Source organism: Streptomyces sp. NPDC045956 (assembly GCF_056430705.1).
Map to the genome: position 1 here is coordinate 108,261 of NZ_JBWKKZ010000005.1, position 12,861 is coordinate 121,121.

The 12,861-nt window shown below is 76.5% G+C and carries 11 protein-coding genes; 2 read left to right on the forward strand and 9 right to left on the reverse strand.

What is annotated here, in order from left to right; translation table 11 throughout:
- Positions 1–22: 22 nt before the first annotated feature.
- On the reverse strand, positions 23–1,498 hold the full coding sequence (locus tag AC07FV_RS15255; protein ID WP_479087533.1) for an FAD-dependent monooxygenase: 1,476 nt from the start codon (positions 1,496–1,498) through the stop codon (positions 23–25).
- Between the two features lie 166 nt (positions 1,499–1,664).
- On the opposite strand from AC07FV_RS15255, the gene AC07FV_RS15260 reads away from it, so the two are divergent.
- Positions 1,665–2,144 (forward strand): nuclear transport factor 2 family protein, encoded by a 480-nt coding sequence (locus tag AC07FV_RS15260; RefSeq protein WP_479087535.1) that lies wholly within the window; start codon positions 1,665–1,667, stop codon positions 2,142–2,144.
- Between the two features lie 72 nt (positions 2,145–2,216).
- Here AC07FV_RS15260 and AC07FV_RS15265 read toward each other — a convergent pair whose 3' ends face one another.
- The 5 genes from AC07FV_RS15265 to AC07FV_RS15285 form a co-directional block, all read right to left on the reverse strand.
- Positions 2,217–2,636 carry a pyridoxamine 5'-phosphate oxidase family protein gene (locus AC07FV_RS15265; RefSeq protein WP_479087536.1) on the reverse strand — a complete coding sequence of 140 codons (420 nt, stop codon included), beginning with the start codon at positions 2,634–2,636 and terminating at the stop codon, positions 2,217–2,219.
- Positions 2,637–2,828: 192 nt separating this feature from the next.
- Positions 2,829–4,352: a condensation domain-containing protein gene (locus AC07FV_RS15270; RefSeq protein ID WP_479087537.1), complete on the reverse strand. Its 1,524-nt coding sequence runs from the start codon at positions 4,350–4,352 to the stop codon at positions 2,829–2,831.
- A 385-nt stretch (positions 4,353–4,737) separates the two neighbouring features.
- A complete protein-coding gene (locus tag AC07FV_RS15275) occupies positions 4,738–5,550 on the reverse strand; it encodes a 4'-phosphopantetheinyl transferase family protein (RefSeq protein WP_479087539.1) in 813 nt (270 codons plus the stop codon).
- A gap of 92 nt (positions 5,551–5,642) precedes the next feature.
- Positions 5,643–7,499, reverse strand: coding sequence for an acyl-CoA dehydrogenase (locus AC07FV_RS15280; protein ID WP_479087541.1), 1,857 nt, complete (start codon positions 7,497–7,499; stop codon positions 5,643–5,645).
- The gene (locus AC07FV_RS15285) at positions 7,496–8,410 is read right to left on the reverse strand and encodes an aromatase/cyclase (protein WP_479087542.1); all 915 of its coding nucleotides are present in this window, start codon (positions 8,408–8,410) and stop codon (positions 7,496–7,498) included. Before AC07FV_RS15285 ends, AC07FV_RS15280 begins: the two co-directional genes overlap by 4 nt.
- A 345-nt stretch (positions 8,411–8,755) precedes the next feature.
- Here AC07FV_RS15285 and AC07FV_RS15290 point away from each other — a divergent pair, with 345 nt between their 5' ends.
- A complete protein-coding gene (locus AC07FV_RS15290) occupies positions 8,756–9,010 on the forward strand; it encodes a DUF6059 family protein (RefSeq protein ID WP_479087544.1) in 255 nt (84 codons plus the stop codon).
- 298 nt (positions 9,011–9,308) lie between these two features.
- Here AC07FV_RS15290 and AC07FV_RS15295 read toward each other — a convergent pair whose 3' ends face one another.
- The 3 genes from AC07FV_RS15295 to AC07FV_RS15305 are packed head-to-tail and all read right to left on the reverse strand — an operon-like array spanning position 9,309 to position 12,606.
- Positions 9,309–10,562 carry a beta-ketoacyl synthase N-terminal-like domain-containing protein gene (locus tag AC07FV_RS15295; RefSeq protein ID WP_479087545.1) on the reverse strand — a complete coding sequence of 418 codons (1,254 nt, stop codon included), beginning with the start codon at positions 10,560–10,562 and terminating at the stop codon, positions 9,309–9,311.
- Positions 10,559–11,830 carry a beta-ketoacyl-[acyl-carrier-protein] synthase family protein gene (locus AC07FV_RS15300; protein WP_479087547.1) on the reverse strand — a complete coding sequence of 424 codons (1,272 nt, stop codon included), beginning with the start codon at positions 11,828–11,830 and terminating at the stop codon, positions 10,559–10,561. The genes AC07FV_RS15295 and AC07FV_RS15300 overlap by 4 nt, the downstream gene beginning before the upstream one ends.
- Entirely contained in the window at positions 11,827–12,606 is a 780-nt protein-coding gene (locus tag AC07FV_RS15305) for a thioesterase II family protein (RefSeq protein WP_356612496.1), read from the reverse strand. Before AC07FV_RS15305 ends, AC07FV_RS15300 begins: the two co-directional genes overlap by 4 nt.
- Positions 12,607–12,861: the final 255 nt, after the last annotated feature.

Below are 12,861 nucleotides of genomic sequence, written 5' to 3' on the forward strand. Positions count from 1 at the left end.
GGGGCGGGCGGCGGGGCGGGTCTCAGGCGGTGGGACCGAACCAGCGGTCCAGGGCGGTGGTGAGGCCGTCGGTGCCGGTCCCCAGCGGGGCGACCCAGGCGACGTAGCCGTCGGGGCGCACGAGGATGCCGTCCACCGGTGCCTCGCAGCCCTCGAAGTCGGCGGCGATGAGGTCGACGCGGTCGGCCCAGCCGGCCGCGGCGGTGCGCAGGCCCCGGTCGCCGCCGAGTTCCAGGAGCACGGCGCGGCCCTTTCGCAGCAGCGAGTAGAAGGCGATCTTCTCGCCGTCGACGACCAGTTCGCGGTCGGGCAGGCGCCGGCCCAGCAGCGGGTGGTCGCCGTCGCCGAGGTCGTGGCGGATGTCCAGGCCGGTGACCATGCCGGCCAGGTGCTGCTGGACGGAGGTGTGGGCGCCCATGAGTTCGGCCAGCACCTCGCGCATCGGGGTGATCTCCTCACCGCCGAGGTAGAGGATGCGCTGGGCGAGGGTGTTGGTCAGGATCCGCTCCCCCACCGGGTGGCGCTCGCTGTGGTAGGTGTCCAGCAGTCCCTGGGGGGCGCGGCCGCTGATGTCCAGGGCCAGCTTCCAGCCCAGGTTCACGGCGTCCTGCACGCCCGCGCTCATGCCCTGCGCGCCGATCGGCAGGTGGATGTGGGCGGCGTCGCCGGCCAGGAAGACGCGGCCCTTGCGGTACTGGGCGGCCTGGCGGCTGACGTCGGTGGTGGAGCTGACCCACAGCGGGGTGGCGGCGCTGATGTCCTCGCCGGTCAGCTTCTGCCAGCTCGCCGTGACCTCCTCGAAGGTGATCGGCTCCGGGTCGGTGCGCAGCGGCTGGGAGCTGTCGAAGTAGATGACGCGGCAGCGCTCGGGGCCCATCGGGATGACCATGACCATGCCGCCGGGGACCCGCTCGCCGCTGAAGCGGGGCCGCAGGGGCACTCCGGCCAGGTCCGCGAAGCGCAGCTCGATCTCCGGCTCGGTGCCGGGGAAGTCGATGCCGGCGAGCTTGCGCACGCTGCTGCGGGCGCCGTCGCAGCCCACGACGTAGCGGGCGCGCAGGGAAAGGGGGGAGCCGTCGGCGCCGGCGGCCTCGACGGTCACCGACGTGCCGTCGTCCTTGAGTCCGGTGACCTGGTAGCCGCGGCGGACCTCGGCGCCCAGCTCGCGCGCCCAGCCGCCCAGGATGCCCTCGGTGCGGGCCTGCGGGATGCCGCGCGCCCCGTAGGAACCGCCCTCGATCACCTGGTAGTCGAGCGGTACGCCGCCGAAGTGGCCGACGGGAATGACGCCGACCTCACCGAAGCGGTCCATGAGGCCGCGCTGCGCGAACTCCTCGATGGTCCGCGCGGAAAATCCCAGCGCACGGGATTCCTTAATCGGTTCGGCGAGTTTGTCGAGCACCACCACCGATATTCCAGCAAGCCTCAATTCACCTGCGAGCATGAGACCGGTGGGACCGGCTCCCACGACAATGACGTCCGAATCGTAGAGTTCCATCTGCCCTCTTCTCACTGGTGTTCAGCCAGTATGGAGAGAGCGGCGGGCGGGCGTAAATAGACGCTGTTACAGGTCTTGTGCAGTGAATGCCAGAAAAACGTGCGGTACGTCAGAGCTTCGACAAACGCTCTTGCCGCGGGCGCCCCGGGTGACGGCATTCTGCAACATGACCTCCACCCTGACGAACGATCAATCGGCATACGGTCTCGATGTCGGCGCGCGCGCCGAGGTCGCCGGCCTCCTCGACCGCTACCTCCTGTCGCTGGACGAGGGAGGGCTCGACGAGGCGTGGGCGGCACGCCTGTTCACCGAGGACGCGGTGGTGGCGTTCCCGGTCAGCCGCCACGAGGGCGTCGAGGGGATGGCCGCCTACCACCGGGCGGCGCTGTCCGCGTTCGCGGCCACCCAGCACCTGGGCTCCCCGGCGGTGGTCGAGGGGGACGGGCAGCGGGCGGTGCTGCGGGCGAACCTGGTCTCCACCCATGTGCACCACGCCCGTCACACGCAGGGCGAGGGGGCGCTGGCGCCGCTGTTCTCCACGGGCACCTTCGTCGACGGGCAGGCCCGGTACACGCCGCAGGGCTGGCGGCTGAACCTGCTCACCTTCCGGCTGCTGTGGTCGCAGGGCTCGCCGCCCCCGCGCTGACCCGCACGCGCCGTGGCGGCGCCCCCTGCCCGAGGGTCTCGGTCGGGGGGCGCCGCCACGGCGCGTGTGCGGTCAGGTGTTGAGGCTGAGCACCCGGTCGACCGCGATCTCGATGACCACCCGGCCCGGCGGGGTGGGCGGGGCGGACCAGTAGCGGCGGGCGTAGAGCCGGGCGCCGCGCTCCACCCGGGCGGGGTCGGCGACCACCTCGGCGGTGCCCTCCAGGGTGACCCAGCGAAAGCCGTCCACCTGGCACAGGGCCACCCGGCCGCCGGGCGCGGCCAGCAGGTTGCGGGCCTTGCGCGAGGTGGCCACCGTCATCACCCGGGCCAGGCAGGCGGCCGCGTCGAAGGTGAAGCGGACCGGTGCCACGTGCGGGGTGCCGTCGGGGCGCAGGGTGGTGAACGCGGCGACGTGCACCGTGGTGGTCAAGAACGCCTCGACCGAGTCGGGCACCGTGACGGCGTCCGGGCGCTGTATCGAGGGCGGCATACGGGTGTCCTCACTTCCAGGGGGCGCGGTGCGGGGCACGGCGGCGGCGGGGGCCGTTGGCCGGGGGGCGGTGGGCGTGTGGGGGGGGCGGTCGCCGTGCCCGGGCCAGCATGCCGTGGCGCGCTCGACCCTGGCTTGACGTCCCGCGGTACGCGGTGCGCGGTGCCGGGTGCCGGTGGCGTGCGGGTGGCCTCAGGGCGGGTGCGGGGGGCGGTCGGCGGGGCGGCGCGGGCGCAGGCGGAAGGTGCGCGGGGCGGTGGTGTGCCCGGCGGGGGTGCGCGGCCGCGGGGCGATCGCCGGCAGCGGCTGTCCCTGAAGGACGTCCAGCACGGTGGCGGTGGTGGTCCGCTCGCCGGTGCGGGGCAGGTGCTCCAGCAGCCGGGCCAGGTGGTCGGCGAGCAGGTGCGCGTCGCGGTCGCACACGCGGCTGCGGTCGTGGACGACGGCGAAGGTCAGCGAGCCGTCGGCGCCGGGGTGCACGAGCAGGGCCAGGGGCAGGCCGCCGGGGCCGGTGGTGCCGGCGGCCTCCGCCTCCAGGACGGCGCCGGCGGCGGCGAGCCGGGCCCGGGTGCCGGCCGGCGGGCGCGGCACGCTCTCCACCGACACCAGGCTCTCGAAGAGTTCCCCGCCGGCGGTGGCGGTGGCGCCGCGGCCGCTCCAGCGGTGGACGCGGGCGGTGGAGACCCATTCGTAGGCGGCCATGTCCAGGGCGCGGTCGCGCAGTTGCGCCAGCAGCAGCGCGAGCGGCTGGCGGGAATCGACGCGCACCGCCATCGGCAGGCAGGTGCGCAGCGGTCCGGGCAGCCGCTCGGCGCCCTCCAGGGCGATGCCGCGCCCGGAGACGGCGACGCCGAAGCCCACCGCCGCCACCGGGCCGCCGGCGGCGGCCCGGTACAGCAGCAGCGCCCACAGCATCTGCACGGCGCTGGAGTCGGGCACGCAGCGCAGCGCCGCCCAGTGGTGCAGGCGGGCGGCCTCGCGCGGGCCCAGGCGGACCTCGACGCGGCCGGGGCCGCGCTGGCCGGTGGGGGGCCCGGGCCGGGCCGGCAGCAGGGCGAGGGGGCCGGCGGGCAGGGCGGTGCGCCACCACTGGTGGGCGGGGGCGGTGTCCTGGCGCTGCAGCCAGGCGGTCCAGTCGCGCAGGTCGGGCCGGCGCTCCCCGCCGGGCAGGGTGCCGCCCGCCAGGTAGGCGCGGCAGAACTCCTCCAGCAGGAGGTGGACGCTGTAGGCGTCCAGCAGGGCGTTGGGGAAGGTGAGCACCACCCGGGTGATGGGCCGGGCGGTGTCCGTACAGGGGGCGGGCAGGTCCAGGAGGGTGATGCGCAGCGGGGCGGGGCGGCGCAGGTCGAAGCCGCGCAGGCGCTCGTGTTCCAGCAGGTGCTCCCAGTCGGCGCTGCCGGCGCGGTGGCGTACGACGTCGGCGCGGGCGCGGTCGTGGAGGACCAGGCGCGGGGCGGGGGCCGGGTGCAGGGCGGCCCGCAGGACGCTCTCGCGGTCGATGACGGACTGCCAGGCGGCGGTGAACCGTTCGGTGTCCAGCGGTCCGCTCCAGCGCCAGGTCAGCTGCTCGACGTGGCGTCCGGCCTCCCGGTGCCCGCCCGGGCCGTGCAGCAGGTGGTGCAGCAGGCCGTGCGGGGGCCAGGGGGCCGTGGTGGCCGGGCGGCGCGGGCCGGCGGGGCGGCCGCGCGGGGGGCGCGGGCGGTGCTGCCTCGCCATGGGTCGCCCTCCTCGGATCGCCGCCGGCTCGCCCGCGGGCCGGCCGGCCGTTGGGGGGTGCGGGAGCGGTGCGGTGGGCGCGGTGCTCCCCGGGCACCGTGGCACGGGCTCCTGCCGGGGCGCTGACGGGGCGCTGACGCGGCTGCAGAAGCGCCGGAGAAACGCTTCTTCAGGGGTGGGGCGCGGGTCGGGCCCGCGGGGCGGGGCGGGCCTCGGGCCCGGTCCGGCGGGGGGCGCCGGGTGTCCGGTCCGGCGGGGGGGTGCCGGGTCCGGCGGGGGGGCGGGTGTCCGGTCCGGCGGGGGGTGCCGGGTCCGGCGGGGGGGGGGGGCGGGTGTCGCGGTCCGGCGGGGTGGGTGGGGGGCGGGGTCGGTGGGGCGGGGTGGGTCAGTCGGGTGGGGTGGTGTCGGTCATGGCGGCGAGGAAGCCCTCGTCGAGCATGGTGGTGGCGGAGGTGTCGTCGGCGGTGCTGAGGCCGGCGTCGTGGCAGGCGACGCTGAGCAGGTAGCGGTCCATGACGGGGTAGGTGGCGAAGCCCCATTCGCCGCCCGTGACGGGGGTGCCGTCGGGGGTGCACAGCCGGCCGCCGCTGAAGCCGAACTCCTTGAAGCCCAGGCGCAGTCCCTGGCCGAGGGCTTTGCTGTAGGCCTCTTTCTGGGTCCACAGGCGCAGGACGCGGGCGGCGCGTGGGCCGGCGGGCAGCAGGTCCAGTTCCCGTGCCTCGGCGGGGGTGAGGACCTGGCGCTGGAGCAGGTCCAGGCGCAGGGGGCGCTGGGCGGGTTCGACGTCCACGCCGATGCGGCCGGTGCGGCTGAGGCCGACGGCGATCAGGTCGCCGGTGTGGCTCAGGCTCAGTTCGATCTGGTCGAAGCCGCGCAGGTAGGGGCGTCCGCCCAGCCGGTAGGCGAGGTCGAGGTGTTCGGGCGGGACGGCCAGGGCGGCGGCGGCGGTGTTCTTGATCAGCAGCCGGGAGGCGGCGAAGCGGTAGCGGACCGCCGCGTCGGGGGTGCGGCGGTAGCGGGGCCAGTCGGCGCCGAGCAGTTGCGGCAGGCGCCGGGTGGTGAGCACGCTGGGCAGCCATTCGCTCCAGGTCGTGCAGACCAGCGCGTTGCCGAGGGTGGCGAGGTTCTCCCGTACCCCGGGCCAGGGCCCGGTGGGCCGTGGCACGTGGAGGGGCACGGCGCACGTGACCCGGTCCATCGTCGTCTCCCTGCGTGTGAGTGCTCCCGCCGGCCGCCTCGGGCCGGGGTGCGTGAGGTGCGGGTGGGGATGCGGGTGGGGGGTGGGGTGTTTCAGTGGGCCAGGGCGGTGGCGTACAGGTCGAGGCTGCGTCCGCGGCGGCAGCGGTCCAGGGCTTCGGCCAGGACGGTGTGCTGGGCCTGGGGCGGCAGGTCGGGTACCGGGGCGCCGAGCCGGCGGGCGATGCGGCTGAGGGCGAGGACCGCCCAGGAGGGGTCGGCGAGGAAGGTGTCGTGGCCGGCCTGGCCCTCGAAGACGCCGAGGCAGGCGGCGGCGGACAGCAGCAGGGCGTAGCGGTCGGCCAGGGCGCAGGCCAGGGGGTCGACGGCGGTGCTGGAGGGGGGCAGTTGGGCGCAGCGTTCGCGCAGGGTGCGCAGCTCCGTCACGAGGGTACGGGCGAGGGTGGCCAGGGTGGTGTGCAGGGGGCCGGCGTGGTGGGTGCTGAGGCGTTCGGCGGCGGCGATGAGGGTGGCGGCCAGGAGGTCGCCGGTGCCCGAGTGGGTGAGCCGGGTGTGGTCCAGGGGCGGCAGGGGTGCGCCGGGGGTGAAGAGCTGGGCGGGCCCTTCGGCGGAGCGGAACCAGGCGGTGCGGGCCAGGGCGGCCAGTTGCGGGACCAGGACGGCCTGGCAGACGGCTGTTCCGGAGTGTCCCAGGCCGGCCACGGGCAGGTCCCGGGCCAGTTTCTGGAAGCCGCCGTACAGCGGTCCGCGGTCGTAGCCGCGGGCGCCCAGGACGGCGGCGAGTTCCTCCAGGTCCTCGCGCAGCAGGTCGGGCATGGTGTATTTGACGGCGGCGGCCAGGAGGTAGGCGTCCCTCGGGGCGAGGCTGAGGGCGCGCAGGGCGGTGACGGCCATGGCGTCGCAGGCCAGCAGGTCCGCGAAGACTCCGCTGAGGGCTTTGTGCCAGCGGCGGGCGGGCTGGTGGCCGGGGCGGTGCTCGGTGGCGGCGCGGACGGCCAGGCGCAGGACGCCGTCGACGCCGGCCAGGACGGTGCCGGGGATGAGGCAGTGGCTGATCTGGAAGCTGCGCAGGGCCAGGGTGATGCCCTGGCCCGGGGTGCCGATCAGGGCGCTGTCGGGCAGGTGCACGTCGTTCAGGCGCAGGCCCGAGAAGCGGGCTCCGCGCATGCCGGGCATCTGGACGCGGGCAAGGCGCTGGATGTGGCCGTGTTCGGGTGGTCCGGGCAGCAGGAACACGGAGTGGCTGCGGGGTCCGTGGCGCGGGGAGGTGCGGGCGTAGACGACGAAGGTGTCGGTGCGGTCGGCGTTCATGACCGCGTCCTTGCTGCCGTTGAGGAGGTAGCCGCCGCCGGGGGCGGGGGTGGCGGCGACTTCGCGGCGCAGGATGGCGTTGGCGTGGGCGACCTCGCGGTGCACGATCGCGGCGCGGCCGCCGCCGAGCAGGACGCCGGCCAGGGCGGTGCGCTGGGCCGGGTCGCCGGCGGTCCACACCGAGGAGGCGGCGAACAGGGAGGTGACGCCGAAGCCGTAGCCGGCGGCGAGGTCGCGGCGGAAGAGGGGGCGCAGGACGCGGGCGAGCTGTTCGAGGTCGGTGAGGCGGCCGCCGAGGTCGTGGGGGACGAATTCGGCGCCGAGGCGGTGGCGGGCGAGCAGGGCCTCGGTGGCGTGGGGGGTCTGGCGGGCGTCGTCGGCACGGACCAGGGCCAGGTGCCCGTGGGGGTTTCGGGGGTCGAAGGGGTCGCCGAGGGCGGCCTCCAGCCGGGCGGCGCGGGCGGGTTCGCCCCGGTCGTGTGCGGGCGCCGAGCCGTGCGGGGCACCGGCGGCCGCGGGCGCGACGGCTGCGGGCGCGACGGCTGCGGGTGCGGGGGGCGGCTGGGGGCCGGAGTGGGGGCCGGGGTGGGGGGTGCGGTCTGTGGTGCCGGTGGGGGCCGGGCCGGCCGGGGCGGTCACAGGGCCCTTACCGCGCCGCTGGCGTGGCGGGTGGCGTGTTCGAGGACGTGCCGTGCGGTGCGGGAGAGTTCGTCCTGCACGCGGCGGGCGGTGTCGGGGCCGGTGGCGTCGTCGCTGAGCAGCACGTTGTGGCGCACGCTCACGTCCACTCCGGCGGGCTGGGCATCCAGGGACCATTCGCCGGTGTAGGCGGCCAGGGGGGTGCGGGGGTGCAGGTGCTTGTGCACGAGGCGGCCGGCGCCGGGGAAGCTGATGCGTACGGCGCGGGTGCCGGTGGCGGTGTGGCCGTCCAGGGCGAGGGTCTGGATGCCGGGGGCGTCCTCGAGCACGCTCACCGGGCGGGTGTAGGCCAGTTCCTGGGGCCAGTCCCCGGCGCGGTAGAGGAAGTCCAGGACCAGTTCGGCGGGTGCTTTGATCCTGACGGTGTCCTCGAAGGTGAGGGTGAGGTCGTCCAGGTGGGTCCAGCGCTGGGCGAGGCGGGCCAGGCCGTCGAGCTGGGCGCGGCTGTTGGCGCGGGTGACCTGCCGGGCCCAGGCGGCGTGGGCGGGGTCGTCGCCGGTGACGGTGAAGGCGTGTTCCAGGCGTACCCGGCTGATTTCTCCGGCCGGGTGCACGCTCCAGGTGCCGCTCATCGACTCGATGGGGGCTGAGGGCAGTTCCTGGCGGAAGCGGACGCGGTGGGCCGCCACGTCCAGGTGCCGGTGGGAGACCCAGGAGCTGACGCGGTCGCCGGCCAGTGCCCACATGCGCAGTCTTTCGCGGGTGCCGTCGAAGTCGAGCTGTTCGACGTGCAGGCACGGGGAGAAGAACAGCGGCCACACGGTGGCGTCCGCTATCAGGCCGTACAGCACTCCGGCCGGGGCCGGAACGTTCACTTCGCAGGCACTGCGGTGCACTCGCGCATCCGGCATCGTCCACACCCTCCGTCGTCCAAGGCGTCGCCGCCGTGCCGGGTCCCTGGCCGGCCGCGCGTCTGCCGCGGTCCTGCGGGGGCGGGCGCGGCGGCCCGTTGTACTGCGGCTCTTCATCGACCCTGTCCGGAACCGCTCGGGATCGGCCCGGGTCCGGCTCGACTCCTCCTGGAGGGGGGCGGGCCGGGCCGCGGGGCGGAGGGTGTGGCGGTGCTCCAGCGGCGCGCGGGGAGGGCTTGAGGGGGCGGGCGGACGGTGGCGGCCGGTGGTGCGCCGCCCGTCCCCTCCCCCCTGGGGGCGGCGCGCCGGTCACAGGGGGTTGCGGTGGGACAGGGAGGTGGCTCGGTGGGGTTGTTTCGTCGGCGCTTTCGTCCGCGCCGGTTCGTGCGCGGTCTGTGGGAGGGGCTGGTCACCTACGGGCGGCTGTGCATCGGCGGGGAGACGGCGCCCTACGAGGAGGTGCGTCCGCCTCGGGTGGGGCAGCAGCCGCCGCCGGGGCATCCCGAACGGGTGCGCGGTGATGTGCCGTTGACGCCGTTGGAGCGGCGCCTGGCCCGTGAGCTGGGCGGCGGCTCCGGCAGGGACCGCGGCGCGGCCTAGCCCCCGGCTGCGGGCGCGGTACGGGCCGCTCCCCCGGGGCCGCCCCCGGCTGCGGGCGTGGGGGGGCGTGTGCGGCCGGCCCCCGGGCCGCCGCCGGTGCGGTGGGCCGGGGGCCGGAGGCCGGAGGGCCGGTGGCCGGGAGCCGGGTGGCCGGGGGCAGGTGCCCGGGGGTCAGGTGGCCGGGAGCCGGGTGGCCGGGGGTCAGGTGGCCGGGCCGCCGCCGGTGCGGTGGGCCGGGGGCCGGAGGGCCGGTGACCGGAGGGCCGGTGGCCGGGGGCCGGGTGGCCGGGGCCGGGGGTCAGGGGGTGAGGGCTTGGAGTACGGCGGCGGAGTTGAAGCCGCCGCGTCCGCGGGCCAGGACGAGGGCGGCCTTCAGGCGGGGCAGGGGGCGGGGGGTGGTGACGAGGTCCAGGGGGCAGTCGTCGGCGAGGTGTGCGGTGCCGGTGGTGGGCGGCACGATCCCCGCGGCCAGGGTGAGCGAGGCGGTGGCCAGGTCCAGGGCGGCGCCTCCGGCGCCCAGGCGTCCGGTCATCGTCTTGGGCACGGTGACGGGGACGCCGTAGGGTCCGAACAGGGTGGTCAGGGCGCGGCTCTCGGTGCGGTCGGCGGCGCGCCGGCCGGCGCCGTCGGCGAAGACGACGTCGATCTGTGCGGGTCTCAGGCCGGCCTGGGCGAGGGCGAGTTCGGCGGCTTCGCGCAGGCGGGGCCGGGCGGGGCCGTCGAAGGTGGCGGCGCAGCCGGCGACGGTGGCGTAGCCGGTGGTGCCGCGGCGGCGGGCGCGGCGGGCGTCCTCCAGGACCAGCAGGGCGCCGCCTTCGCCGACGGTGTGGCCGTCGGCGTGGGTGTCGAAGGGCCGGTAGGCGCGGGCGGGGTCGGGGTGGGGGCTGAGGCGGCCGTCGGCGAGGTGGGCGGCCCAGCCCCAGGGGCACAGGGTGGAGTCGATGCCGCCGGTGACCATGAGGGGGGCGCCGCCCTGGATGTGGCGGCGGGCGCGGGCGAGGGCGTCGATGCCGCCGGCCTGTTCGCTGATGAGGGCGGAGCCGTGGCCGCGCAGCCGGTGGCGGATGGAGATCTGGGCGGGGGCGGCGGCGTGGAAGGAGGCGAAGGACTGGTAGACGCTGACGTGTGCGGCGCCTTTGCTCCACAGGGCGGCCAGGCCGCGTTGTCCGTACTCGGCGCCGCCGGCGGAGCTGGCGGTCATGACCCCGGCGTGTTGCAGGGCCTGGTCGTCGGGGTCGGTGCCGGCGTCGTCGAGGGCTTCGCGGGCGGCGGCCAGGGCCAGGCGGGTGCTGCGGTCGGTGGAGGGCAGCAGGGTGCTGGGGATGTGGTCGGCGTCGGTGAAGGCGTTGATCTCGCCGGCGATGCGCACGGGGTAGGGGGAGGCGTCGAAGCGGGTGAGGGGGCCGATTCCGCTGCGGCCGGTGAGCAGGGCGTCCCAGTAGGCCCGGGCGCCCAGGCCGTTGGGGGCCACGATGCCGATGCCGGTGACCAGTACCTGGTGGGGGCGGGGCTCCCGGGCGCGGTGCGGGCCGGGGCCGGTGGTGTGGTTCATGCGGCCTGCCCCAGGTGGGGGCGGGTGAGGACGGCGGCGGTGTGGAAGCCGCCGAATCCGCTGGCGACGCTCAAGACGGTGTGGGTGCGCTGCTGGCGGGCGGTGAGCGGGGTGTAGTCCAGGTCGCAGGTGGGGTCGGGTTGATGGAGGTTGGCGGTGGGGGGGACGACGCCGTGGCGGATGGCCAGGGCGCCGGAGGCCAGGTCGAGGGCGCCGGCGGCGCCCAGGGCGTGGCCGATCATCGATTTGATGGAGCTGACGGGCACCCGGTGGGCGTGGTGGCCCAGGCCGGCTTTGAAGGCGTGGGTCTCGTGCCGGTCGTTGTGGCGGGTGCCGGCGCCGTGGGCGCTGATGTAGTCGATGTCGGCGGGGTTGAGCCGTGCGCGGTCCAGGGCGGCGCGGATGGCGGCGGCCATCTCCTGGGCGCCGGGGCGCAGTGCGGTCATGTGGTGGGCGCTGCTGTGGGCGGCGGTGGCGGCCAGTTCGGCGTAGGGGGCGGCGCCGCGCCGGCGGGCGTGTTCCTGTTCCTCCAGGACCAGGACGGCGGCGCCTTCGCCCAGGACGAAGCCGTCGCGGGTGCGGTCGAAGGGGCGGCTGGCGGTGGCGGGGTCGTCGTTGCGGCTGCTGGTGAGGCGGATGCGGTCGAAGCAGGCCATGGTGATGGGGGCGATGGGTGCTTCGGCGCCGCCGACGAGGGCCAGGTCGGTGCTGCCCTCGCGGATGAGGTCGGCGCCGTGGGCGACGGCGTCCAGGCCGGAGGTGCAGCCGCTGGAGACGAGGCCGACGGGGCCCTGGGCGCCGCAGTCGCGGGCGAGGGCGGCCGCAAGGGAGCTGGGGACGAAGTAGTCGTAGAGGGAGGCGGCGGCCGCGGTGTGGTCGAGGGCGGCGGTGTTGCCGCAGTCGCTGAGGACGGCGTACTGGGTGGCCAGGGCGGTGGTGCAGCCGATCGCGGTGCCCAGGCTGACCGCGCAGCGCAGCGGGTCGCGGGCGAGGTGGTCGCCCGCGCCGCTGTCGGTGAGGGCTTCGCGGGCGGCGACGAGCGCGAACTGGGTGATGCGGTCCAGGTGTTCGGTGTCGGCGAAGGCGAAGCCGTGGGCGGCGGCGTCGAAGTCGACCTCGGCGGCGATGCGGGAGCGGTAGGCGGAGGCGTCGAAGAGGGTCAGGGGGCGGGTGGCGGTGCGGCCGTCGGTGAGCAGGTTCCAGAAGTTCCGGGTGCCCACCCCGCCCGGGGCGACGACTCCGATGCCGGTGATCACGACGCGTCTCACCGGCCGCCTCCGGCCGCGGCGGCGCTGCTGTGGGCGCGGCAGGCGCGGCCCACGTGCCGGGCCAGGCCCGGGGAGCTGGCGAAGAAGTGGCCGCCTGCGACGGTGTGCAGTTCGATCAGGTCGGTGGTCCACTGCTGCCAGTGCCGCAGTGCGGCGGGGGCGGCCAGCGGGTCGTCGCTGCCGGCGAAGACGAGGACGGGGACGTCCACGGGGCCTCCGGTGACCGGGTCCAGGGCGGCGTTGCGCAGGGACTTGGCCAGGCGCAGGTCGTCGCGCAGGACGGGCAGGAAGGTGCGCCGCCACAGTCCGCCGGGGGAGGCGGAGGCGCCCGGCGGCAGCGAGCCGATGCTGTCGAGCAGGGGCAGCAGGTCCTCGTCGGGCAGGTCCGCGCCGTCGACCAGGGCGGTGGTGGTGTGCGGGGGCGGGCAGGCGCCCACCGCCAGGAACAGCGGCGGCGCGCCGGCGTCGGCCAGGGCCCGGGTGAGGGTGTAGCCGACCAGGGCGCCCATGCTGTGCCCGTACAGGGCGTAGGGGCCGCGGCGGGCGGTGGCGAGCAGGCCGGGCATCAGGTCGGCCAGCAGTTCGGTGCGTCCGCTCAGGCGGGGCTCGCGGCGGCGGGCCTCGCGGCCGGGCAGCGGCAGGGCGTGCACGTCGACGCCGTCGCCGACCGCTGTGCCCCAGCCGCGGTAGCTGGCCACGCCGGCGCCGGCGTGGGCGAGGCAGGCCAGGGTGACCCGGGCGGGCCCTTCCTGGCGGGCCTTGGAACTCGAAGCCATCCGTCGCCTTCCTCGTGAGCGGCCGGGCCCGGCGTGCGGCGGGCGGGGCCCGGGCGCGGTGGGGTGGGGTGCGGGCACGGTGGGGTGGGGTGCGGGCACGATGGGGTGGGGTGTGCTGCCCGCGTCCTGCCTCTCCCCCGCCCCCGCCCCCGCGTCTGCCTCCGTCTCCGGGCCCGGGCCTGCTGCGGCTGCCGGGCCCGCCCCCGCGTGCGGGCCCGACGGCAGGAGCGGACGGGGGCCGGGGTGCGGGGTGAG